Here is a 23228-nt window from a genome sequence, read left to right as displayed (position 1 = left end):
GCTAGCTGACGTGCACGTCGGGGCGGCGGCTGCGCGAGGGCTCGGCCCGGCGCAGCACCTCGCGGGTCACCGGTGCGACCTCGCCCACCCCGGTCAGGAAGAACCGCCCCATGTTGGACAGCGGGTTGCCCTCGGTCCACTCGAAGTAGATGTCGGGCACGACGCCGGTCTCGTCGCGGATCGCCAGCAGCACGCTGGCCACGGCGTTCGGCACCGCGCCGCTCGTCGTGCGCAGCACCCGGTAGCCGTGCAGTGCGTGCCCCGTCACGACGAGGTCCTCCTCGAAGTTCGACGAGTCCCCCTTGTGCACCTCGAGGAAGATGACCGGCGAGCGCTGCGGGATGCCGCTGTACTTCCGCTCGGCCGTCAGCTTCTTCTTGTAGATCTCGGCCACCTCGCGCCCCGGCTCGTGGGCGATGACGCGGATCGTGCCGTACTCGTCGGCGTCCTCGCGCACGTACGCGAGCGCGGTGTCGTCCAGGGTGACCGAGGTCGCCCGCAGCTGGAACGACCGCTGCACGCGCGAGACGAGCGACACCGCGATGATGCCGATGATGAAGATCGCGGCGATGCGCACGCCGTCGGGACGCTCGACGACGTTGGTGATGGTCGTGTAGACGAACACGAGGGCGACGACGCCGAAGCCGATCGTGCGCTTCCGCTGGCGCGCCCGTCGCGCCGACAGCGTCACGGCCACGGAGGCGCTGGTGATCAACACGAGGACCCCCGTCGCGTAGGCCCCGCCCTGGGCGTCGACGTCCGCCTCGAACACGATGGTGATGACGAAGGCGATCACCGTGAAGACCAGCACGAGGGGACGGACGGCCCGGGCCCACTGCGGCGCCATGCCGTAGCGCGGCAGGTAGCGCGGCACGAGGTTGAGCAGCCCGGCCATGGCCGACGCCCCGGCGAACCACAGGATGCAGATGGTGCTGACGTCGTACAGCGTGCCGAAGCCGTCGCCGAGGTACTGGTGCGCCAGGAACGCCAGGGCTCGGCCGTTGGCCGACCCGCCGGCCTGGAACTCGGCCTGGGGGATCAAGAGCGTGGTGACGAAGCTCGACAGGATCAGGAACGAGCTCATGATGATCGCGGCCGTGGCGAGCAGGCGACGGGCCCCACGGATGCGTCCCACCGGCTTGGCCGGGGTGTCGGTCGGGTCGCCGGTGATCTGGGGCATGACGGCCACCCCGGTCTCGAAGCCCGACAGGCCGAGGGCCAGCTTCGGGAAGACGATCAGGGCGATGCCGACCATGACGAACGGGTTGCCGTGCTGCACGGTCAGCGCTTCCCACCAGTTGCCGATGACCACCGGGTTCTCGCCGATGTGGAAGAGCGACACGGCGATGACGACGAGGTTGAGCGTCAGGAAGATCGCGACGAGCACGACCGCGATGCCGATCGCCTCGCGGAAGCCCCGCAGGAAGACGGCGGCGAGCAACGCGACCAACACGAGCGTCAGCGGCACCTCGGCCCCGTGGAACCACGACGGGGCGAACGGGTTCTCGACGGCGTGCGCCGTGGCGTCGGCCGCCGACAGGGTGATGGTGATCATGAAGTCCGTGGCGGCGAAGCCGAGCAGGACGAGGACGAACAGCTTGCCGCCCCACCAGGGCAGCAGGCGCTCGAGCATCGCGATCGAGCCCTCGCCGCGCGGGCTCTCACGGGCGACGCGGCGGTAGACGGGGAGCGCGCCGAACAGCGTCAGCAGCACCAGCACGATGGTCGCTAGAGGCGAGAGCAGCCCCGCCGCGACGGCCGCGATGGCCGGTTGGTACCCGAGGGTCGAGAAGTAGTCGACGCCGGTCAGGCACATCACCCGCCACCACGAGTGCGTCTTCTCCGGGGTCTCGGCGTGCGGACCCTGGTGCGTCCCCGCGGTCTCGGTGAGGCCGTGCAGCAGCCAGCTCCGCATCCGTCGCGTGGTCGGGTGCGAGGTCGGCGGTGCGACCCTGGCGGGTGACTCGGGCTGCGCGGACACGGGTTCCTCTCGGACGTGCGGGGCGCACCGACCGGGAGGCGGGCACGCGCCCTGCAACGTTAGGCCTCGCGCGCCTCCCGGTGGTGACGTCCGGCGTTAGGAAACCGTGAGGATCCCGACGGCGACCGCGGTCACGCCTCCTCGACGACCTCTGCCCCGGCGTCGGGTACGAAGCGGTAGCCCATGCCGAGCACCGTGACGAGGTGTCGCGGTGCGGCCGGCACGGGTTCGAGCTTCTTGCGGAGTTGCGCGAAGTAGAGCCTCAGGTAGCCGGTGTCCTTCGCGTGGAAGGGGCCCCAGACCTCGGTCAGGATGGTCTCGCGCGTGATCAGCTTGTCGGGGCTGTGCAGCAACAGCTCGAGGATCTTCCACTCGGTCGGCGTCAGCCGGACGGCCGTGCCGCCGCTGCCCGCGCCGCCGCTCGCACCCGCGCCGCCGCCCGCACCCGCGGCACCGCCCGCACCTGGGCCGCCGCCCGGACGACGGACCACGGTCTTCGCCGCGAGGTCGACCTGCACGTCGCCGAACGTGACCACGGGCTGCTCGTCGTCGGTGCCCGACGGCAACCGGCGGGTCTGCGCCCGGATGCGGGCGAGCAGCTCGTCCATCGAGAAGGGCTTCGTGACGTAGTCGTCGGCGCCCGCGTCCAACGCCTCGACCTTGTCGGCGGCGTCGGTGCGGCCCGACACGACGAGGATGGGCACGGTCGACCAGCCGCGCAGACCGGTGATCACCTCGACCCCGTCGAGATGGGGCATGCCGAGGTCGAGCATGACGAGGTCGGGGTGCCGGCTGGCCGCGAGGTCGAGCGCCTCCCGCCCGTCGGCGGCCGTGACGACGTCGTAGCCGCGCGCCCCGAGGGTCACCTTGAGCGCCCGCAGGATCTGCGGGTCGTCGTCGGCGATCAGGATCTTCACGGCGCTCACGTGGCCGACCGTACCCGATCGGCCTCGCCTGCCCCGCCCGGCCCGGCCTCGCCTGCCCCGCCCGGTCCGGGCACCACCGGCAGCCCGACCACCATGGTCAACCCGCCGCCGGGGGTGTCGTCGAGTGCGAGCGTGCCGCCCATCGCCTCGACGAACCCCTTGCTGAGCGCCAGCCCGAGCCCGAGCCCCGTGCCGTTGTCGGTGTCGCCCAGCCGCTGGAACGCGACGAGGATCTCGTCCCGCCGTTCGACCGGGACCCCGGGTCCGCGGTCCACGACCCGCAGCTCGACCCGGTCGCCGAAGGCGCTCGTCGAGATGCGGACGCTCGCGTCCGGCGGCGAGTGGCGCAGGGCGTTGTCGAGCAGGTTGACGACCACGCGCTGCAACAGCACGGCGTCGGCCCGCACGGGCGGCACCGTCGCCCGCAGCGCGAGCTCGACGTCGGCCGGCCCGAGGCCGAGCTCGTCGAGGGCGCCGAGCACGACCTCGTCGACGTCGACGTCCGCGGGCGTCACGGCGAGGGCCCCGGCCTGCACGCGGCTGACGTCGAGCAGGTCGGTGACCAGGGTCGAGAGCGAGTCGAGGCTCTCGTGGGCGGTGGACAGCAGCTCGTCCCGGTCGGAGTCGCTCCAGGCGACGTCGGTCTGCCGCAGTCCGCTGACGGCGGCCGTCGCGGCGGCCAGCGGACGACGCAGGTCGTGACCGACGGCGGCGAGCAGGGCGCTGCGCATGCGGTCGACCTCGGCGAGCGGGGCGACCTGGCCTGCGGCCCGGCTCAGCTCGGAGTGCTCGAGGGCCGCCTCGACCTGCGCCGCGACGACGTCCAGGAGGCGCCGGTCGGCCGCCTGCAGTTCGGGTCCGGTCAGCTCGAGGGTCGCGTCGGCGCCCGCGGCGATCGACGTGGTGGTCCCGGCCGGGGACCCGGCTCCGGGACGGCCGTCGTCGGCGAGCCGCGCCTCCCCGATCTCGACCCCGCCCTGGACGACGCGCACCCGGGTCATGCCCAGGGCCTCGCGGGTGCGGCCGATCAGGGCCTGCAGGGCGTCCTGGCCGCGCAGCACGCTCCCCGCGACCGTGGCGAGCAGCTCGGTCTCGGCGAGCGCCCGGGCGGCGGCACGGCTGCGTCGTGCGGCCTGGTCGACCACGTAGCTGACGATCGCGGCGTTGAGCACGTACAGCACGAGTGCCGCCAGGTGCAGCGGCTCGGCGATGGTCAGCTGGTAGATCGGCGCGATGAAGAACAGGTCGAGCGTCACGCCCGAGAGCAGCGCCGCGAGCAGGGCCGGCCAGATGCCGCCCGTGACGGCGACCACCACGACCAGCAGCTGGAAGACCAGCACGGTGCCCGCGATGCCGTCCTCCGAGCGGTGCCCGGCCAGCAGCCCGGTGAGCAGCGGCCCGGCCACGAGGGCGAGCACGAACCCGGCGATCACGCGGCGTCGCGACAGGGCCCCGCCGAGTCGCGGCAGCACCCGGTCGCGTCCGGCCGAGGAGTGGGTGACGATGTGCACGTCGATGCGTCCCGACTCGCGGATCACCGTCGAGCCGATGCCGGGCCCGGTCAACGCCGCGGCCAGGCGCCCCCGCCGGCTGACGCCGATGACGAGCTGCGAGGCGTTGACCCCGCGGGCGAAGGCGACGAGCGCGCGGGGCACGTCCGAGCCGACGACCTGGTGGTACGTGCCGCCGAGCTTCTCGACCAGGGCCCGCTGCGCCGCCAGGGCACCCGGCGCTCCCTGCCGGAGACCGTCCTGCGCACTGACGTGCACGGCGACGAGTTCCCCTCCGGAGGACCGGGCGGCGATGCGGGCGCCCCGCCTGATCAGCGTCTCGCCCTCGGGGCCGCCGGTCAGGGCGACGACGACGCGCTCCCGGGCCTCCCAGGTGCTGTCGATGCCGTGCTCGTCGCGGTACGCCTTCAGCGCGCTGTCCACCTCGTCGGCCAGCCAGAGCAGCGCCAGCTCGCGGAGGGCCGTCAGGTTGCCGAGGCGGAAGAAGTTCGAGAGCGCCGCGTCGACCCGGTCGGCCGGGTAGACGACGCCCTCGGCCAGTCGGTCCCGGAGGGCCTGAGGGGCGAGGTCGACGAGCTCCACCTGGTCGGCCGCCCGCAGCACGGCGTCGGGCACCGTCTCGCGCTGCGTCGCCCCGGTGATGCGCTCGACCACGTCGGTGAGCGAGTCGACGTGCTGGACGTTGACGGTCGAGACGACGTCGATGCCGGCGACGAGCAGGGCCTCGACGTCCTGCCACCGCTTCTCGTGGGTGGAGCCGGGGGCGTTCGTGTGGGCGAGCTCGTCGACCAGCGCGAGCTGCGGTGCCCGCGCGAGCACCGCCTCCAGGTCGAGTTCGTCCAGCGCGACGCCGCGGTGGACGACCGCCCGGCGGGGCACGACCTCGAGGCCGCCGACCAGCGCCGAGGTCGCGCGCCGCCCGTGCGTCTCGACGACGGCCACGACGACGTCGACCCCTTCGGATCGCAACCGTGCCCCTTCTTCGAGCATCGTGTACGTCTTGCCCACGCCGGGCGCCGCCCCCAGCACCACCCGCAACCGCCCTCGCTTCATGGGCTCAGCCTGTCACCCCTGCGGACCCGAGCGTGCCGGACGGGGACCACCCGCCGGGCACACGGGAACGCCCCGTGACCACGGGGGCCACGAGGCGTATGTCTCGAGGGGACCTGGCCCCCTCCGTGGTTCAGCTGGAGGGTCGCACCCGACGCGACCCTGCGCGATCTCACAGGGGGTTGTGTGCCTGGTGCCTCTCGAGGCCGTCCGACCCGAATCGGACTCTTGCAGGATACGCGATCCGGAGGCTCCGTTGCCCATTGGGCATGGAAATTCTCAGGAAGCCCCGGCACGATGGTCCGATGCAGCAGACTCCGGCGCGTGGGGACCTCACCCGATTCGGCACGGAAGCGGTCGGCGGGCGCGACGAGAAGCGTCGGGCGACGAGCCGTGGGCTCGCCGACGCGGCCTTCCGACTGGCGACCGAGAAGGGCTTCGACGGCTTCGTCGTCGAGGACGTCACCGCCCTGGCCGGTTACTCGAGGCGCACCTTCGCGAACCACTACTCGTGCAAGGAGGACGCCGTGGCCTCGGTGCTCCTGAACAAGGCGGGCGCGGCGGTCGACGCCTCCGACCTGTCGATGCTGGCGTCCTTCCAGGGCACCGACATCGACCTGCTCGAGCTGCTGCTGCTCTCGGCCGTCGACACCCAGCTCGTGGACTACATGATCAGCCTCCGCCACCTGCTCCGGACGCACGAACCCCTGCTGCCCTACGTGCTCGCGGTCGGCGTCCCCATGACCGAACGCGTCGGCGACGTGATCGGCCTGGCCGTCGGCCCCTCGCGGGACGACCTGACCACGTCCTTGCTGATCCACTCGACCTGGGGTGCCGTCATCGCCGTGCTGCGCGGCGTCTACGACCCCTGGGCCGACACGACCACCGACGACGAACGCGTCGACGCCCTCCGCGCCTACTGGGCGACGACGTTCGAACGCTTCCGCACGGGCTTCGGGCCCGTCGCCTGAGCCGTGGACGCGGCGACTCCGGCCGACGAGGACATGGCCGACGAGACCCCCACCGGCGAGGTCCTGGCCGGCGGGAACATGAACGCGGTCGTCCGACAGGGTGACACCGTCCTCCGCGTCGCCGGCCCCTGGACCCCCACCGTCCATCGCTTCCTGTCGTACCTCGCGTGCGCCGGCGTCGGCGGCATCCCCCGGCCGTTGGGCGTCGAGGGCGGCCGTGAACGCCTGAGCTTCGTCGACGCCGACGTGCCCGTGTACCCGCTGCCCGACCACGTCTTCACCGACGAGGCACTGGTCGAGGGTGCGCGCCTGCTGCGCCGCCTGCACGACGCGAGCATCGGCTTCGGCCTCGACGGCGCCGTCTGGCAGGCCCCGGCGAAGGTGCCGTCCGAGGTGATCTGCCACAACGACTTCTCCCCGCACAACCTCGCCTACGACGCCGCCGGCCACGTCGTCGGGGCGATCGACTTCGACTTCGCCTCGCCCGGCCCCCGCCTGTGGGACCTCGCCTACTACGCGACGCGCGCGGTGCCCCTCACCGACCGCACACCCCCGAACGCCCCCGGCATGGCCGACGCCGAGCGGCGGGTGCGGCTGCTCCTCGACGCCTACGGCAGCGAGGCGACCTGGTCCGACGTGCTGCGGGTCGCGATCATCCGGTTGCACGACCTCGCCGACATGAGCCGTGACAAGGCGGTCGAGCTGGGCAACCCGCGCCTCGCCGACGACGCGGACGGGTACGAGCGCGAAGCCGCCTACCTGGCGACCCTGCGCGACTGACCCGCACGCGCCTCCTGCGCTCGTCACGACGGCGGTCACCGGACCGCAGGCGACGAGGAGGCGCGGTGCCGGCCTCGTCAGGCCAGCAGGTCCACGGCGAGGTAGCCGGCGTAGCCGCCCGACGTGCGTCCGTCGCGCCGTCCCGAGGTCAGCACCTCGCCGACGTCCGAGGCGACGAGCGTCGCACCGGCGTCGCGCAGCCGGTCGACGAGGACGTTGTCCTCGTGCAGGTCGACGGGCGCGAACCCGCCGACGGACCGGTACGACGACGCCCGCACCCCGAGGTTGGCGCCGTGCACGTGGCCGTTCGGCCGCCCGGGCGTGTGCCGGGCCGTCCAGGCCGCGATCTGACGCGGCGAGAGGTCGGCGAAGTCCGGGCGCACGGTCCCGATCACGACGTCGGTGCCCGAGGCGGCCCGGTCGAGCTGGTCGTCGATCCAGCCCGGCGGCACGACCGAGTCGGCGTCGGTGCAGGCGAGCCACACCGCGTCGAGCGGCAGGTCGTCCGAGGGCGCGCCGAGCTCGTCCAGGGCGACGTCGACGCCGACGGCCCGTGCGACGCCGACCCCGCGGGCCTCGATCTCGACGACGGTCACGCGGGCGTGCGCACGGGCGGCCGCCACCGTCCCGTCGGTGCAGGCGTCGGCCACGAGGACGACGACGACCCGCACCTCCGGATGGGTCCTGGCCGTGTGCCGCCGCGCGACGTCGACGCCGTCGAGGGCGCGCGAGACGAGTTCCTCCTCGTCGTGCGCGGGAACGACGACCGCGACGGCCCGCACGGGGCGGGCCGGGGGCAGGGCCGCAGTCGGGCGTGCGGGCGCGTCGTTCATCGCAGGCCCGTCCGCTGGGCGACCGACCGGGGGTCGCGCGAGAAGACGTCGAGCACGAAGTCGCCCTCGACGTGGTGCGAGGCCCGGTGGAGGCGCGGGTCGGCGCCCAGCCGGGCGTGGACGTCGTCCGCGCCCTGCCGGAAGTCCCCCTCGGGCTGGGTCCAGTGGCAGGCCACGACGTCGCCGTCGTCGGCCAGACCGTCGACGATCGAGTCCACCAACCGCCCGAACGCCTCCGGGGCCAGGTAGTAGCCGACCTCGCTGAGCACGACGAGGTCGAAGGTGCCCGACGGGTAGTCGGCGGCGGCGTCGGCCTGCTCGACCGTGACGTGGGGCAGGTTCGCGAGCCGCTCGCGGGCGGCTTGCACGGCGACCGACGACACGTCGAGGGCCAGCAGGCGGTCCGCCGCGGGGGCCAGGTCGCCCGTCAGCACGCCGATCGAGCAGCCCACCTCGAGCACGCGGCCGTAGCGCTCGCGCGGCAGCGACGCCACGGTGAGGGCGCGCTTGCGGCGCTCGTACCAGCGCGTCGTGACCCGCCACGGGTCGGCGCGGCGGGCGTGCGTCCGGTCGAACGTCGCCTCGGTCGCCGGGACCGACGCCGCGGCGCCCGCGTCCTGGCCGCCCGCGTCCTGGCCGCCCGCGTCCCGACCGTCCGCCTCCGACCCGGCCACGACGAAGACCTCGCGCCCGCGGGTGAAGTGCCGCTCGAACACCGGGTGCAGCACGGGTGCGTCCTCGGCCGCGGTCGAGAGGGGTCGGCGCTGCGAGACGTACGCCGCGAGGGCCGAGCGCTTCGCGGCGTCGGCGACGGCGTCCAGGGACGAGAGCCGCAGCGACGGCCAGGGCACGTCGGGGTGGTCGGGCGAACCCCAGTGCCACAGCCAGATCGGGTACTCGAGCACCGTCGTGCCGGCCTGGTCCGCCTCGGCCGCCAGCTCGGCGGCGATCTCGCCGAGCACGCGGTGGTCCCGGTGTCCGTCGCCGCGCCAGGGCGCGACGAGCAGGCCACCCGGCCCGGGCAGCAGGGGACGCAGCCGCTCGGTGATCTCGGCACGGGCCTCGCGGACGGTCCCGTCGGCGATGCTCCAGTGCACCAGCTCGACGTCGTGACCCAGCAGGTCGACCGCGACCCGCGCCTCCTCGGCCCGCGTCGCGACGAGGTCCTCGGCGCTCGTGGTCGAGCCGGGGTGCGAGGCCGCGCCGTCGGTCACCACGACGACCGTGACCGGGATGCCGCGGGCGGCCGCGTGGGCGATGAGCCCGCCGGCGCCGAGGGTCTCGTCGTCGGGGTGGGCGGCCAGCACGACGACGCTCGACGCGCTGGTCGGGACGACGGCGCCGTCGAGCGGCGGCAGGTCGAGGAGGCGCGGGTCGGCCTCCCAGGTCTCGACCGGAGTCCCCGGCGCGCGACCGTCGAAGCTCACCACGTGGGACGACCGTCGGCCACGGCCCGACGCAGGACCGTCTGGCCGAGCGACGCGTCGTCGCGTTCGCCGTGGTGCTGGCGGAGGTAGAGCTCGAGGTCGGCGACGCGCTTGGCGTGGGCCGCGTCGGTGGCGAGCGGGGCCGGACCGAGGGCACGGGACGCCCGCGCGAGGACCTCGTCGCAGGCGTGGGCGACGGTCCCGCGGACGCGCTTGGCCAGCAGCCGCCCGGCGTCACCGGTCGCCTCACCGGCGTCGACGAGGTCGGCGGCCTCGACCAGCGCCCGGCGGGCGTCGGCCAGTCGCGTGTCGACGAGGCCGAGGGCCTGCAGGAGGTGCGGGTCGGCAGGGCGCTCCGGCGTGCGCGACGAGGCGGTCACCGCCGCGGCCAACAGTGTGCGGGCCACGCCGACCGCGCCGCCGTACCAGCACGCCGCGACGCCGATCCCGCCCCATGAGAAGCCGGGACGCTCGAGGTACCACCCGGGAGCGCCGACCTCGCGTGCCTCGACGTCGTCGAAGTCGACCGGGCCGGAGGGGATCTCGACGAGGCCCCTGGCGTGCCAGGCGTCCGCCGTCACGGTCACGCCCGCCTGACGGAGGTCGACCGAGAACAGCCGACGCTCGTCGCCGACCCAGGCGGTGACGAGCGCGCCGTCGAGGGTGCCCGCCAGGGAGCACCAGGGCTTCGTGCCGGCCAGCGACCACGGACCCGACCCGTCCGGGCCCCGGGTCGCCGTCAGACGGACGCCGGGCCCCTCGGCGGCGAACACGCCCCAGGTGAACGGGTCGGCGGTCCGAGCGCGCGGGGGGACGGAGGAGCGGTCGCCGTCATCCTCGTCGGACAGGGTCTCTATGGCGGTCGCGGCGCCGGCCTCGGCGTGCTGGTCGAGGATGGCGAGGGCGTCGAGGTGTGGTTCGGCCGCTCGGGCCGCACCGAGATCGTGCGCGGCGAGCGTCGCCAGGGCCTGCCAGAGGTCGGCCGTCGAGCCGAGTCCGGGCAGGGCCCCGTGTCGACCGAGCTCGACGGCGAGGTCGAGTGCGTCGCCCACCGAGGGCGCCGGACGGGATCGCAGCCCCTCGACGACGAGAGCGGTGGCCGTCCCGACGACCGGACCCGAGCCTCCCAGGGTGACCGGCTCGATGGGGTCGGTCGAGCGCGGGGGCGCGGAGGGACTCATGGTCTCGACGCTAGTCGGTCGTCCGATCGAGCATGGGGGTTGACAACGGGGTGGACGACAGGCGTCGGGCAGTGCCGAAGGCTCAGAACTCGTCGCTGTCGAGCGGGATGCGCTCGGCCGCTTCGGCGGTCTGGGGCTCGATTCCGCGGAGGCGGCCGATGCGCCCCTCGATGTCGTCGACCAAGGCGTCGTCGTCGATCTCCGCCTCGTCGGTCTGCTCTTCGGAGACCAGCATCTGGCTGGCCGGACCGAGCAGCACCTGGAACCGCTGGTGCACCCCGCCGCGATCCATGCCGGGCAGGTCGACCATGTCGGACTTGTTCTGCATCGCCAGCGCTCGCGCGTACTCGACGACGGCCGCCGCGATCGCGTCGCCGGTGACCAGGTACTCGTCGGTGTAGTGGATGCGTTTCACCCGTGGTTCTCCCTGCAGTCGAGACGACTCGTCGTCACCGATCACGCTACGCGCGACGGGGCGGGAAGGCCCCGTGCCGGGCGACGTCGGTGGCCCTCGAGCGGGCAGAAGAAAAGCCACCCCGGAACATCTCTGGCGAGAGAGAGAACCGACGTGGCTTTCCGCGGAGCCGGTGGGATTTGAACCCACGGTTCCCACAAAGGGAACTCCACCTTAGCAGGGTGGTGCACTAGGCCGAACTATGCGACGGCTCCATGCGGCTCGCGAGCGAACGCGCAGGGTCAAGCATAGCGGCCCGGAGGCCAGATGCCGAACCGGGGCCAGGGGCCGGTCGGACGTGCGGCCGGGACGGGCGTGGACAGAACCACCCGTGCCCCACCCGCTCTGGGGGGCGTGATCGGCTTGTCGGCATTTGTGCCGACACATAGAGTACCCCCTGACGCCGACGACGGCCGAGGGGCCGGGGCCCGACAGCACGGGCCCGTTCACCCTTGCCGAACACGCCCCCCGACGGTCGCCGCGTCACGTGCCCCACCATCGAGCGCCGCACCCGAACGGCTGCGCCCGAGGGGCTCGCCGCCGGCACCGACGCCGGCCTCCACACCCCCCACGGTGCCGCACCCCTGATCCCGGCATCGCGGGGTTCTCATGCGTGCCGGTTCGGGCCGCCGCTTGAGGTCACCGGTCGTCCCGGCGAGCTGGTTACTCGCCGGGGCGACTTCTCGGCGGAACGCCTAGTTCGAGCCGAACGCCACCGAGCAGGTCTGGTCGGCCGCCGTCTGGCCGGTGAGCCCCTCGATGACCTCGGTCGTCGGAGGCGCGGTCGACGCCCCCGCGCCGGGATCGGTGGGTGCCGCCGTGTCGGCCGGAGCAGCGGTCTGGGCCGGAGCAGCCGTCTCGGCCGGAGCGGCCGGGGCCTGGGTCGCCGCCGAACCGTCACCCGTGCCGGTGTTCTCGGAGCCGATGCCGGTGCTGCCCTCGGGGATCGAGAACGGGACGTCGTTCGCGATCGCGTCGAAGAGCTGGGTCGCCACGGCCTCGTCGGGCTGCACCTTGTTCTCGTAGACGCCCGAGCCTCCGGTCGTGCCGGGGTACTGGACGAAGTTGACGGCGTCGAGCGGCAGGTCCCGGAGCGCGAGACCGATCTGCACCATGGTGTCGATCTTGGTCAGCTGGTCGGACAGGGTCATGTTGCTCGCCGCGGCGCGGGCCAACGAGTAGAGCTTCGTGGGGTTGCTGAGGGTGTCGGCGCTCTTCACCGTCCGCAACAGCGACGAGAGGTAGACCTGCTGGCTGCTGATGCGGCCGAGGTCGGACCCGTCGCCCACGCCGTGGCGGGTGCGCAGGAAGGCCAGGGCGTCGGCACCCGACAGCACGGTCTCGCCGGCCGGGATGTCGAGACCCGTGTAGCGGTCCTTGATGGGCGTCGCGGCACACACGGGGACGCCGCCGATGGCGTTCGACATCTCGATGACGCCGTTGAACGAGATCATGCCCGCGAAGGGGATGTCGAGACCGGTCAGGCTCGAGACGGTCGAGGCGACGCAGCTCAGCCCGCCGTACGAGTAGGCCTCGTTGATGGGTCGGGCCGACATCGCCGAGTAGTACCCCGAGCCGTCCTCCTTCGCGCACGACGGGATCGGCACGACCATGTCGCGGGGGATGCTGACGGCGGTCGCGTTGGTGTGGTCGGCCGACACGTGGAGCAGGATGTTGACGTCGTTGAGGGTCGCGTCCCGCTCGCCGAACGCCCCCTGGTCCTGGCTGGCGTCGTTGTCGGTCCCGACGACGAGGATGTTGAAGCCGCCTTCGTACTCGCTGATCGACGGGGGCGCGGGCTTGGTGGTCTCGCCCTGGGCCGCCTGCAGCTCGACCCCGTCACCGAGGTCGCTGCGCACCTGGTACGCCGCGATGGCGCCGACCGAGGCTCCGCTCACGAGCAGGACGGCCACCGAGGCGGCCACCACCTTCGTGACGGCCCGCACCGCGCCTCCGCTCTTGAGCCGGCCGTGTCGGGCGACTCCCGTCGTCGCGGGGGCGGAACGGCGTCCGGAGGCGGTCGCCTCGGGTCGGGCAGCTCGTCGGCCACGGCCGGATCGGTCGCGAAGGTCGCTCACGCGGTGTCCTCTCGGTCATCGAGGGCGACCCTCGCTCGCGCGGCCTCGGGATCGTTCGAGGATCGAGCGGGCAGAAGGGCACCGTTCGGTGTACGGGCAGATGGAGATACTACCCAGGCGGTCCTGGGCCGATGCCGGGACTCAGCCGGTCGCACGGTTCGCGACGAGCTGGACGGCGTACGAGGCGTGCCACTTGCCGGCGGCCGGTCCCCCGTTGCACTCGCCGTCGCTCGCTCCCGGCGTCTTGATCCAGAGCAGGGCGTCGAGCTTCGTCGTGCCGGTCTCCACCGAGGGCACGACCCCCAGGCCGGCCCCGGGCGCGTTGCACCACGTGCCCTTCCAGCCGCGACCGTTGCGCGACGTGTCGATCACGTACCGTGCGCCTCCCGTCGCCTGCGACACCTTCTCGGCGTAGGCACGCTCGGATTCGACCGGGTAGTAGTTCGACACGTTGGTCGCGAAGCCGCGCGCGCGGTCGACACCGGCCGCCTTGAGGCGCGCGGCCATGGTCTGCGGCGGCACCCAGTTCGAGTTGCCGGCGTCGAGGTAGGCCGGGACGCCCGCGTCCGCCAGGGTCGCGACCGCCGAGGCGATGGTGGCCTCCCGCCCGCTCGTCTGCTCGGGGCAGTTGCTGATGAGCGTGAGGGCGTCGGGCTCGACGACCACGACGACCCGGTGGCCCGCCAGCCGCGAGGCGACGAGGGAATTCCAGCGCAGGTACGCCGCGTTGTCGGCCGACCCGCCCGCCGAGTGGCTGCCACAGTCGCGGTTCGGGATGTTGTACGTGACGAACAGGGGGGTCGCGCCGACCTTCTCGGCGGCGGCGACGGTGCCGTCGATCTTCTTCACGAGCTGGGCGTCGGTCAGCCAGCTGCCGAGCCAGGTCGCCACCGGCTGCTTCGAGATCGTGCGGGCCGCCGCGGCCTCGGCGGTCCGACCCTCGGACGTCAGCGTGGTCGCGGCGCGCGCCGCCTCACCGGCGGGGTCGACGTACAGACCGCCCCGGAACAGCGTCGTGGTGGGCGTGGAGCGGATGGTCTGCGAGACCGCGGCAGGCGTCGTCACCGTGGGGACCGACGTCGAGGCCGGGTCGGGCGACACGGGCGACCCGGTCGACCCGCGCTCCCCGCGCGAGGTGAAGGCGGCGATGGCGCGCTCGGCCGACTTGGACGACCGTGCGGGCGGGCTCGACGCCGTGGTCGGCGAGGCCGTGACCGAGGTCGACGAGGGGTCGACGGGGGCCGCGTGCGCTCGCGCGGGAGCGACCGCGAGGCCGGCCGTCAGGGCGACGGCGACGCCGAGGACGACGGCGGCGCGGGTCGTCGGGGTCATGTGGGTCATGGCTGGGGTCCTGGTGTCGAGGGGCCCGGGCGGTGTTCGGCCCACCCGGGGTGCCGACCGGTGCGGGACCGCAACGGGGGGCTCGATCAGTGCAACACGGGGGTGCCTCGGCGTTCAGTCCCTGTTCGGGGGGACGGAGCGTTCGGCCGGGCCCGGGGTCGGGGCCGGGGTGCGGCGCGGGCTCGCCGCCGTGGGGCGAGGCGCCCGGGGTCACGACGTCGGCCTCACGCGGTGCCGGCTCAGACCTGCGACGACGCCAGGGTCAGCCCCGCGACGTGCTCGCCGTAGGGCGTCTCGCCGATGACCTCGAAGCCGATGTGGTGGAAGAAGTCCTCGGGCCCGTCGTCACCCGGCTCGTAGATGACGGTGACCCGGTCGAAGCCGCGGCTGCGGGCCTCGTCGGCGAGGGCGTGCACGGCGAACCGGCCGATGCCCCGGCCCTGGGCGTCGGCCTCGACGTTGATGCGCCAGATGCAGCTGCGCAGCGCCTCGTCGTCTGCCTCGGCGTCGAAGTTGCCCATGATGAAGCCGACCACCGTGCCGTCGTCGTCGACCACGACGCGGGGCCAGGCGGTGGTCGGGTTGACGTACGCCTCGGCGATGGAGTGCGAGACGGGGGCGACGAACTGCTCTTGCCCCGGCTTGAGGGTGAGGTTGTTGGCCGCGACGACGGTGGCGGCGGACAGTTCTTCGAGGCGCAGTCCAGACATGCGTTCAGGGTAACGGGGCGTCCCGACGGGCACCACCGTCGGGCGGATGACCGGCGGTGGTGCGCGCGCGACCCCCCGACGTCGTGGATGATGACGAGAATGAACCGCGGGACGAACCTGCCGGCGATCGGCGGCTACAACCGGTCGGTCGTGCTCGACGCCATCCGGCGGGAGAGCGCGGGCCTCAGCCGGACCGAGATCGCCGGGCGCACCGGACTCAGCCCCCAGGCCGTGACCAACGTCTCGCGCCGACTGATCGAGGCGGGGCTCATCCGCGAGAGCGGCACCGTCATCAGCGGTCCCGGCAAGCCCCGCACCATGCTGCAGCTCGAGTCCCGCGGGCGCTTCGCCGTGGGCGTGCACATCGACCCCGCCGTGCTGACGTTCGTCCTGCTCGACCTCGTCGGCACGGTCGTCGCCCACGCCCGAGAGTTGACGCCCTCCGCCAGCGAACCCGACGAGGTGGTGGCCCTGATGGCACGGGCCATCGACGGGCTGGTCGTCACGAGCGGCGTCGACCGCGACCTGCTGCTGGGGGTCGGCATCGCCTCGCCCGGCCCGGTCGACATCGGGCCCGGCCTCGTGCTCGACCCCCCGATGATGCCCCTCTGGCGGCACGTGCCGTTGCGTCGGGCGCTCAGCGAGGCGACCGGTCTGCCGGTGCTGCTCGAGAAGGACGTCACGGCCTGCGCGGTCGCCGAGCTCTGGCTCAGCGACGGAGGCGCGGGTGAGCGCAGCGACTTCGCCTTCGTCTACTACGGCACCGGTTACGGCACCGGGCTCGTGCTCGGCGGCGACGTGCTGCGCGGGGCCAGCGCGAACGCGGGGGACTCGGGGCACGTGATGGTCGACGACCACGGCCACCGCTGCACCTGCGGGCGCATCGGCTGTGTCGGGGAGCTCATCACGCCGCACGCCCTCGTGCGGGAGGCCGCGGCCACGGGAGTGCTGCTCGAGGGGGACGTCTCGGACGAGGCGCTCGCCGAGGCGGCTCGCAGCGGGGACGACGTCGACATGCGCCGCATCGACGAGGCGTTCGGCGCTCTGGTCGGCAAGGCCGACCTGGGTGACGCCGGCGCCCTCGGGGTGCTGCACGGCGCGGGCCGACACCTCGCGCGTGCCCTCGTGACCATCGTCAACCTGCTCGACCTCGACGAGGTCGTCTTCGGCGGCCCGTTCTGGGCGCCGCTGTCGCGCCACGTCCTCGCGGTGCTGCCGGCCGCGCTCCGCGACGACCCGGCGCTGATCCCGAAGCACCCGATCCGGCTCGTCGAGTCGTCGATCGGCATCGACGTCGCGGCCGTCGGAGCCGCCTGCCTCGTGCTCGACCAGACGTTCTCGCCGCGACCCTCCGCCCTGCTGATCCGCGCCTGACGGGGCCGACCCGCGCCTCCTCGGGTCCCGACCCGCGCCTCCTGCGGTCGCGACCCGCGCCGCGCGGGGGCCCGACCCGCGCCTCCTCGGCTCGGGCGCCGTTACCGGACCGATGCGGGCGACGTCTTGACACGAGTTACTCCATACGATGTAGTAATCGAATCGCGGTCGGGCAGAGCAGCCCGGCGCCGACGCGACTGGAGCAAAGGAGCACCATGTCACGCACGTTCACCTCGGTCCGGGGGCGCAAGCGCGCACTGGCCGTCGCCGCCGCAGCGGTCGCCACGGCCCTGCTGGCCTCGGGTTGCTCGGGGGGCGCCGGCAGCGGCGACTCCGACACCATCAAGGTCGCGTACCAGAAGTTCGGGACGTTCACGCAGATGGACGCCCACATGAAGGAGACCGCGAAGACCTTCGAGGCGGCCAACCCCGGCATGAAGGTCGAGTTCGTGCCCATCGCGGCGCAGAACGACGACTACTTCACCAAGCTCGCGCTGATGAACCGGTCGGCGGCCACCGCGCCCGACGTCATGTACGAGGACACCTTCAAGGTCAAGAGCGACGCAGCCGCCGGCTACCTGCTGCCGCTCGACGAGTACACCGACGCGTGGGAGGACTGGGACGCGTTCTACGACAACGCCAAGGAGGCCGGCGTCGGCGAGGACGGCAAGACCTACGGCATCCCGATGGGCACCGACACCCGGGCGCTCTGGTACAACAAGGACCTCTTCGCGCAGGCCGGCCTGCCCGTGCCGTGGGAGCCGAAGACCTGGCAGGACGTGCTCGACGCGGCCGAGACGGTCAAGGCGAAGGTGCCCGACGTGGTCCCGCTCAACGTGTACTCGGGCAAGCCGCAGGGCGAGGGCGCGACCATGCAGGGCTTCGAGATGCTGCTGTACGGCACGCCGACCGGCACCCTGTACGACGACGAGACCGGCAAGTGGCTCACCGACTCGCAGGGCTTCGTCGACTCGCTCGGCTTCATCGAGGACGTCTACCAGGGCGGCATCGGACCGAAACCCGAGGAGGCGCTGGACACCAACATCGCCACCATCGTCGGTGGGGAATGGCTCCCGCAGGGCAAGCTCGCGATCGCCCTCGACGGATCGTGGATGAGCGGCACCTGGCTGGAGACCGGCACCAACCCGTGGCCCGAGTGGAACGACGTGATGGGCCAGGCGCCCATGCCCACCCAGGACGGTGCGAAGCCGGGTGCGACGAGCATGTCGGGCGGCTGGACGCTGGCCGTCGGCTCGAAGACCAAGAACCCCGACAAGGCGTTCGAGTTCATCGCCGACGCCCTCGACAAGGACGGTTCGCAGAGCTACGACATCGCCGCCAGCCAGATCGCGGTGCGCAGCGACGTCGCCGAGGACCCCGAGTACGTCGGCAGCAACCCGACCTTCGAGTTCTTCTCGTCGATCGTGCCGGTGACGCACTTCCGTCCGGCGACCACCGACTACAGCCGCATCTCGAACGAGATCACCGTCGCGATGGAGGCCGTCATGACGGGCCAGCAGAGCCCCGAGGAGGCGGCCGCCGCCTTCGACGACCAGCTGGTCGGCATCGTCGGTGAGGACCAGACGCAGAAGGCGGGGGACTAGCCACATGGCGACCATCGCCCCCACCCCGGTCGGCCGTGAGAGCGGCCGACCGGGGGCCTCCGGGCCCGGCCCCGGGCCCCACGGCGAGAAGCCGGGTCGCCGGGCGGGGGCGTCGAAGGCGCGCGCCCTGCGCACCGGCGCCCGCACCCTGCCGCTCGTCCCGGCCTTCGTCCTGCTGGCCCTGTTCCTGCTGGGGCCCGTCATCTCGAGCTTCTACGGCTCGTTCACCGACGCGTCGCTGACCGGCTACGCCGCCGGCGGCTCGGAGTTCATCGGGTTCCGCAACTACACCGAGCTGTTCGCCGACCCGGACTTCCCGAAGTCGGTGCTGCTGACGCTCGCCTTCGTCTTCTTCTCGGCCGTGGTGGGCCAGAACGTCGTCGGCCTGGGGCTCGCGCTACTGATGCGGAACGGCCACAAGGTCGTGCGCTCGATCGTCGGCACGTTCGTCATCGCCGCGTGGGTGCTGCCCGAGATCGTCGCGGCCTTCGCGGCGTACGCGTTCTTCAATGACGCGGGCACGCTCAACACGGTCCTGTCGTGGTTCGGCATCACGGGCGCCAACTGGCTCTACGCGATGCCGATGCTCTCGGTGATCCTCGCCAACATCTGGCGCGGCGCCGCGTTCTCGATGCTCGTCTACTCGGCGGCGGTGCAGGAGGTGCCCCCCGAGATCACCGAGTCGGCGGAGGTCGACGGCGCCACCGGTTGGCAACGCCTGGTCTTCATCACGCTGCCGGTCATCCGACGCAGCATCTCGACCAACCTCATGCTGACCACGTTGCAGACGCTCTCGGTCTTCACCCTGATCTACGTGATGACGGGCGGCGGACCCGGCGTGAACAGCACGACCCTGCCGATCCTGGCCTACCAGGAGGCCTTCCAGTTCTCGCAGCTCGGCTTCGGGACCGCCATCGCCACGATCATGCTGCTGGTCGGCGCGGTCTTCTCGATCATCTACATCAGGGCCCTCAAACCGGAGGTCGACTGACCATGGCCATGACCTCACCCAGCGGCCGCAGCATGAAGGCCGTCTCGAACGCCGTGCTGATCGTCATCGCGATCTGCTTCGCCGTCCCGCTCGCCTGGCTGCTGCTGGCATCGTTCGACCCGTCGGCCACGCTGTCGGCGAAGGTGCCGTCACAGTTCACGCTCGACAACTTCACCGCCGTGCTGACGCCCGAGATCTCGTTCGTCCCGCTCGCCAACAGCCTCATCGTGTCGGGCGGCTGCGCCCTGGTGACCGTCGTCGTGGCGATCCTCGCGGCGTACCCGCTCTCGCGGTACCGGATGCGCATCAACAAGCCGTTCCTCTACGGCATCCTCTTCGGCACCGGCCTGCCCATCACCGCGATGATGGTGCCCGTCTACAGCCTGTTCGTCTCGCTCAACCTGATCGACTCGATCGGCGGCACGGTGTTCTTCCTGGCCGCGACCAGCCTGCCGATGGCGATCTGGATGGCGAAGAACTTCATGGACTCGGTGCCGATCTCGCTCGAGGAGGCCGCGTGGACCGACGGGGCCTCGATGTTCTCGACCCTGACGCGCATCGTGGTGCCGCTCATGCGGCCGGGCATCGCCGTGGTGTTCATCTTCGTGTTCATCCAGGCGTGGGGGAACTTCTTCGTGCCGTTCGTGCTGCTGCTCAGCCCCGACAAGCAGCCGGCGGCCGTGAGCATCTTCAACTTCTTCGGGCAGTACGGCTCGGTGGCGTACGGCCAGCTGGCGGCGTTCTCGATCGTCTACTCGGTACCCGTCATCGCGTTGTACGTCCTCGTCTCGCGGACCCTCGGCGGCTCGAACGCGCTGGCCGGCGCCGTGAAGGGGTGAGGCGCCTCCCCACCAGTGCCCCCGCCGCCCTCCCGGTCCACAGAACGACCCGCCCCACCGTGCGCCCCGGCGCGCCCGTCAGGAGACTGATCCCATGCACGACAACACCGTCCTCGTCGAGGCCCGCATCGACCGCTTCGTCCGCGACCGCATCACCCCGGCGGTCTACCGTCGGGCCGTCCCGCTGACGATCACGGCCTGGGAGGCGCCGGGTGAGCCGGTCCCCTTCGCCGAGGCCGTCTCGCAGACGTTCGAGCCGTTCGCCGTCGGTTCGCCGTGGAGCAGGCCGTGGGGCACGACGTGGTTCCACGTCACGGGGACGGTCCCCGACGACCTCGGCACCGACCCGGCGACCGCCCTCGAACTCGTCGTCGACCTGGGCTTCAGCATCAGGCAGCCCGGGTTCCAGGCCGAGGGCCTCGTCTGGCGACCCGACGGCACGATCGTCAAGGCCATCGAGCCGTACAACGGCTACGTGCCCCTGACGGCGATCGGCGCGGGCGTCACCCCGGGCAGCACGATCGACGTCTACGTCGAGGCCGCGTCGAACCCCGACATCGGTGGCGACGACTTCCACGGCGAGACACCGCTCGGCGACCCCGAGACCGCGGGCGACGCCCCCATCTACGCCCTGCGCAGCATCGTGCTCGCCGAACGCGACGAGGTGGTCGCCGAACTCGACCGCGACGTCTGGACCCTCGTCGGGCTGATGCGCACCCTCGAGCTCACGTCACCTCGACGGCACGAGATCCTGCGGGCGCTCGACCGGATGTGCGACGTCGTCGACCACGCGGACGTCGCGGGGACCGCGGCAGCCGGGCGTGCCGCGCTCGCCGACGTGCTCGCGGCACCGGCGAACGCGAGCGCGCACCGGGTCGTCGCGACCGGCCACGCGCACATCGACTCGGCCTGGCTCTGGCCCGTCCGCGAGACCCAGCGCAAGGTCGCCCGCACCTTCTCGAACGTCGTCGCCCTGATGGACGACGACCCCGACTTCGTGTTCGCCGCCTCGAGCGCGCAGCAGTACGCCTGGTTGAAGGAGCGCTACCCCGAGCTGTTCGCACGGGTCGCGCAGAAGGTCGCCGAGGGCCGGTTCGTGCCGGTCGGCGGCATGTGGGTCGAGTCCGACACCAACATGCCCGGCGGCGAGGCACTGGCCCGGCAGTTCGTCGCGGGCAAGGGGTTCTTCCTCCGGGAGTTCGGCATCGACAACGACGAGGTGTGGCTGCCCGACTCGTTCGGCTACACCGGGGCGATGCCTCAGATCGCCCGAGCGGCCGGCGCCAGCTCGTTCTTCACGCAGAAGGAGTCCTGGAACGAGACGAACCGCATGCCGCACCACACCTTCCTGTGGGAGGGCATCGACGGCAGTCGCGTGTTCACGCACTTCCCGCCCGTCGACACGTACAACTCCGACCTCTCGCCGGCCGAGCTCGCCCACGCCGAGAGCGGCTACGCCGAGAAGGGGTTCTCGAACGTCTCGATCGTCCCGTTCGGCTGGGGTGACGGCGGTGGCGGCCCGACCCGCGAGATGATGGCGGCCGCGCGCCGGGCCGGCGACCTCGAGGGCTCGCCCCGCGTGACCGTCGGCACCCCCGCCTCCTTCTTCGCGCAGGCACGGGCCGAGCTGGCCGACCCGGCCGTGTGGTCGGGCGAGATGTACCTCGAGTTCCACCGCGGCACGTACACGTCGCAGGCCCGCACCAAGCAGGGCAACCGTCGCAGCGAACACCTGCTGCGCGAGGCCGAGCTGTGGAGCGCCACGGCGACCGTACGCGGACTGCTCGACTACCCCTACGACGAGCTCGAAGAGATCTGGCACGTCGTGCTGCTCCAGCAGTTCCACGACATCCTGCCCGGGTCGTCGATCGCGTGGGTGCACCACGAGGCCGAGCGGCACTACGCGCGGGTCGCCCAGCAGCTCGAGGCGATCATCGGCTCGGCCCAGCGGTCGCTGGCGGGGACGGGGTCGGCGACGACCACGTTCAACGCCGGGCCGGTCCCGTCGGCCGGGGTCGACGCCGCGGCCGGGTCGGCCGCGGGACGGGCCCAGGAGGCGGGGGTCGGGTCGGTGGCGCCGGTCGCCTCCGACGGCGGTTGGGTGCTCGACAACGGGTTCGTGCGTGCGGTGTTCGACGCTGACGGCCTGGTCGCCTCGCTCGTCGACGCCACGTCGGGACGCGACCTCGTCGCCCCGGGCGCACGGCTCGGGCTGCTGCAGCTCTTCCGCGACACCCCCAACCAGTGGGACGCCTGGGACGTCGACCAGGCGTACAAGAACGTCCGCACCGACCTGGTCGAGGCCGAGTCGGTCGTCGTCGACGGCGGCGCGCTCGTCGTCACCCGCCGCGTCGGCGACTCGACCATCGTGCAGCGCTGGTGGCTCGACGACGGCGAGGGCGAACTGCACGTGCAGACCGAGGTCGACTGGCACGAGCGGCAGAAGCTGCTCAAGCTGGCGTTCCCGCTCGACGTGCACGCCGACCGGGCGGCCTCCGAGGTGCAGTTCGGTCACGTGCAGCGCCCGACCCACCAGAACACGTCGTGGGACTTCGCCCGGTTCGAGACCGTCGCGCACCGCTGGGTGCACGTCGCCGAGCCCGGCTTCGGCGTGGCCGTGGCGAACGACGCCACCTACGGCCACGACATCACGCGGAGCACCCGCGACACGGCCGAGGGTGGCGACGGCGGCACGACGACGCTCGTGCGCCAGTCGCTGCTGCGGGCACCGACGTTCCCCGACCCGCACGCCGATCAGGGGCGGCACGTGCTGCGCTCGTCCGTGCGGGTCGCGCCCGACGTGCTCGACGCCGCGACCGCGGGCTACCGCATGAACCTGCCCGTCCGACGGGTCGAGGGGTCGTCGGGCGCCAGGGTCGCTCCGCTGGTGTCGTCGTCGTCGCCGGCCGTGCTGGTCGAGGCGGTCAAGCTGGCCGAGGACCGGTCGGGCGACCTGATCGTGCGGCTCTACGAGGCTCGCGGTGCTCGGGCGGCCACCGCCGTCACGGTCGACGCCGACAGCGGGTTCGGCGAGGCGTGGCGCACCGACCTCATCGAGCGCGAGTTGGCGTCGGGCACGGCCGGGGCCGGTCGGTGGGCGTCGGGCTCCGCGGTCGAGTTGACGCTGCGCCCGTTCGAGATCGTGACGCTGCGGGTGGCCCGGGCGTAGCGCAGCAC

17 protein-coding genes and 1 tRNA gene are annotated in these 23228 nt (G+C 72.6%); 7 read left to right on the top strand and 11 right to left on the bottom strand.

Going from position 1 to position 23228, the window contains the following annotated elements:
- Position 1: 1 nt before the first annotated feature.
- The 3 genes from ARTHRO9V_RS01395 to ARTHRO9V_RS01385 form a co-directional block, all read right to left on the bottom strand.
- Positions 2-1915 (bottom strand): APC family permease, encoded by a 1914-nt coding sequence (locus tag ARTHRO9V_RS01395; protein WP_123571946.1) that lies wholly within the window; start codon positions 1913-1915, stop codon positions 2-4.
- 197 nt (positions 1916-2112) lie between these two features.
- A complete protein-coding gene (locus ARTHRO9V_RS01390) occupies positions 2113-2898 on the bottom strand; it encodes a response regulator (RefSeq protein ID WP_159825488.1) in 786 nt (261 codons plus the stop codon).
- 5 nt (positions 2899-2903) lie between these two features.
- Positions 2904-5471 (bottom strand): ATP-binding protein, encoded by a 2568-nt coding sequence (locus ARTHRO9V_RS01385; RefSeq protein ID WP_159825089.1) that lies wholly within the window; start codon positions 5469-5471, stop codon positions 2904-2906.
- A gap of 302 nt (positions 5472-5773) precedes the next feature.
- Here ARTHRO9V_RS01385 and ARTHRO9V_RS01380 point away from each other — a divergent pair, with 302 nt between their 5' ends.
- Positions 5774-6439, top strand: a complete 666-nt coding sequence (locus tag ARTHRO9V_RS01380; protein ID WP_159825087.1) for a TetR family transcriptional regulator — start codon at positions 5774-5776, stop codon at positions 6437-6439.
- 33 nt (positions 6440-6472) lie between these two features.
- Positions 6473-7219 carry an aminoglycoside phosphotransferase family protein gene (locus tag ARTHRO9V_RS01375; RefSeq protein ID WP_159825085.1) on the top strand — a complete coding sequence of 249 codons (747 nt, stop codon included), beginning with the start codon at positions 6473-6475 and terminating at the stop codon, positions 7217-7219.
- Between the two features lie 77 nt (positions 7220-7296).
- Here the strand turns inward: ARTHRO9V_RS01375 and ARTHRO9V_RS01370 are convergent, their stop codons facing one another.
- The 8 genes from ARTHRO9V_RS01370 to ARTHRO9V_RS01335 all read right to left on the bottom strand — a co-directional run bounded on the left by ARTHRO9V_RS01370 (position 7297) and on the right by ARTHRO9V_RS01335 (position 15243).
- On the bottom strand, positions 7297-8052 hold the full coding sequence (locus ARTHRO9V_RS01370) for a glycosyltransferase (RefSeq protein ID WP_159825083.1): 756 nt from the start codon (positions 8050-8052) through the stop codon (positions 7297-7299).
- The gene (locus tag ARTHRO9V_RS01365) at positions 8049-9482 is read right to left on the bottom strand and encodes a bifunctional PIG-L family deacetylase/class I SAM-dependent methyltransferase (protein ID WP_159825081.1); all 1434 of its coding nucleotides are present in this window, start codon (positions 9480-9482) and stop codon (positions 8049-8051) included. Before ARTHRO9V_RS01365 ends, ARTHRO9V_RS01370 begins: the two co-directional genes overlap by 4 nt.
- Positions 9476-10660 carry an acyl-CoA dehydrogenase family protein gene (locus ARTHRO9V_RS01360; RefSeq protein ID WP_159825079.1) on the bottom strand — a complete coding sequence of 395 codons (1185 nt, stop codon included), beginning with the start codon at positions 10658-10660 and terminating at the stop codon, positions 9476-9478. Before ARTHRO9V_RS01360 ends, ARTHRO9V_RS01365 begins: the two co-directional genes overlap by 7 nt.
- An 82-nt stretch (positions 10661-10742) precedes the next feature.
- Positions 10743-11075 carry a hypothetical protein gene (locus ARTHRO9V_RS01355; RefSeq protein WP_159825077.1) on the bottom strand — a complete coding sequence of 111 codons (333 nt, stop codon included), beginning with the start codon at positions 11073-11075 and terminating at the stop codon, positions 10743-10745.
- Positions 11076-11239: 164 nt separating this feature from the next.
- Positions 11240-11329 (bottom strand) — tRNA-Ser (locus ARTHRO9V_RS01350).
- 480 nt (positions 11330-11809) lie between these two features.
- Positions 11810-13192 carry an LCP family protein gene (locus tag ARTHRO9V_RS01345; RefSeq protein ID WP_159825075.1) on the bottom strand — a complete coding sequence of 461 codons (1383 nt, stop codon included), beginning with the start codon at positions 13190-13192 and terminating at the stop codon, positions 11810-11812.
- A 141-nt stretch (positions 13193-13333) separates the two neighbouring features.
- Complete coding sequence (locus tag ARTHRO9V_RS01340; protein WP_159825073.1) at positions 13334-14533, bottom strand: glycoside hydrolase family 6 protein; 1200 nt, start codon at positions 14531-14533, stop codon at positions 13334-13336.
- Positions 14534-14772: 239 nt separating this feature from the next.
- A complete protein-coding gene (locus tag ARTHRO9V_RS01335) occupies positions 14773-15243 on the bottom strand; it encodes an N-acetyltransferase (protein ID WP_159825071.1) in 471 nt (156 codons plus the stop codon).
- Positions 15244-15342: 99 nt separating this feature from the next.
- Here ARTHRO9V_RS01335 and ARTHRO9V_RS01330 point away from each other — a divergent pair, with 99 nt between their 5' ends.
- The 5 genes from ARTHRO9V_RS01330 (at position 15343) to ARTHRO9V_RS01310 (ending at position 23220) form a co-directional block, all read left to right on the top strand.
- Positions 15343-16617, top strand: coding sequence for an ROK family transcriptional regulator (locus ARTHRO9V_RS01330; RefSeq protein WP_159825069.1), 1275 nt, complete (start codon positions 15343-15345; stop codon positions 16615-16617).
- 215 nt (positions 16618-16832) lie between these two features.
- Complete coding sequence (locus ARTHRO9V_RS01325) at positions 16833-18221, top strand: extracellular solute-binding protein (protein ID WP_056043385.1); 1389 nt, start codon at positions 16833-16835, stop codon at positions 18219-18221.
- A 4-nt stretch (positions 18222-18225) separates the two neighbouring features.
- A complete protein-coding gene (locus tag ARTHRO9V_RS01320; protein ID WP_056043381.1) occupies positions 18226-19212 on the top strand; it encodes a carbohydrate ABC transporter permease in 987 nt (328 codons plus the stop codon).
- A gap of 2 nt (positions 19213-19214) precedes the next feature.
- Positions 19215-20051 (top strand): carbohydrate ABC transporter permease, encoded by an 837-nt coding sequence (locus tag ARTHRO9V_RS01315; RefSeq protein ID WP_043594260.1) that lies wholly within the window; start codon positions 19215-19217, stop codon positions 20049-20051.
- Positions 20052-20145: 94 nt separating this feature from the next.
- Positions 20146-23220 carry a glycoside hydrolase family 38 C-terminal domain-containing protein gene (locus ARTHRO9V_RS01310; protein WP_159825067.1) on the top strand — a complete coding sequence of 1025 codons (3075 nt, stop codon included), beginning with the start codon at positions 20146-20148 and terminating at the stop codon, positions 23218-23220.
- The last annotated feature ends 8 nt before the right edge of the window (positions 23221-23228 follow it).

The organism is Frigoribacterium sp. 9N (assembly GCF_902506305.1).
Taxonomy (GTDB): domain Bacteria; phylum Actinomycetota; class Actinomycetes; order Actinomycetales; family Microbacteriaceae; genus Frigoribacterium.
Note: the sequence above shows the minus strand (reverse complement) of the source record. Positions and strands in the feature narration are given on the sequence as shown.

Bases quoted from the DNA above. Each gene is read 5' to 3' on its own strand.
- ARTHRO9V_RS01360 (WP_159825079.1), bottom strand. From the start codon at position 10,660: ATGAGTCCCTCCGCGCCCCCGCGCTCGACCGACCCCATCGAGCCGGTC.
- ARTHRO9V_RS01325 (WP_056043385.1), top strand. From the start codon at position 16,833: ATGTCACGCACGTTCACCTCGGTCCGGGGGCGCAAGCGCGCACTGGCC.
- ARTHRO9V_RS01310 (WP_159825067.1), top strand. From the start codon at position 20,146: ATGCACGACAACACCGTCCTCGTCGAGGCCCGCATCGACCGCTTCGTC.
- ARTHRO9V_RS01335 (WP_159825071.1), bottom strand. From the start codon at position 15,243: ATGTCTGGACTGCGCCTCGAAGAACTGTCCGCCGCCACCGTCGTCGCG.
- ARTHRO9V_RS01395 (WP_123571946.1), bottom strand. From the start codon at position 1,915: ATGCGGAGCTGGCTGCTGCACGGCCTCACCGAGACCGCGGGGACGCAC.
- ARTHRO9V_RS01380 (WP_159825087.1), top strand. From the start codon at position 5,774: ATGCAGCAGACTCCGGCGCGTGGGGACCTCACCCGATTCGGCACGGAA.
- ARTHRO9V_RS01370 (WP_159825083.1), bottom strand. From the start codon at position 8,052: ATGAACGACGCGCCCGCACGCCCGACTGCGGCCCTGCCCCCGGCCCGC.
- ARTHRO9V_RS01385 (WP_159825089.1), bottom strand. From the start codon at position 5,471: ATGAAGCGAGGGCGGTTGCGGGTGGTGCTGGGGGCGGCGCCCGGCGTG.
- ARTHRO9V_RS01315 (WP_043594260.1), top strand. From the start codon at position 19,215: ATGGCCATGACCTCACCCAGCGGCCGCAGCATGAAGGCCGTCTCGAAC.
- ARTHRO9V_RS01320 (WP_056043381.1), top strand. From the start codon at position 18,226: ATGGCGACCATCGCCCCCACCCCGGTCGGCCGTGAGAGCGGCCGACCG.
- ARTHRO9V_RS01330 (WP_159825069.1), top strand. From the start codon at position 15,343: ATGAACCGCGGGACGAACCTGCCGGCGATCGGCGGCTACAACCGGTCG.
- ARTHRO9V_RS01340 (WP_159825073.1), bottom strand. From the start codon at position 14,533: ATGACCCACATGACCCCGACGACCCGCGCCGCCGTCGTCCTCGGCGTC.
- ARTHRO9V_RS01375 (WP_159825085.1), top strand. From the start codon at position 6,473: ATGGCCGACGAGACCCCCACCGGCGAGGTCCTGGCCGGCGGGAACATG.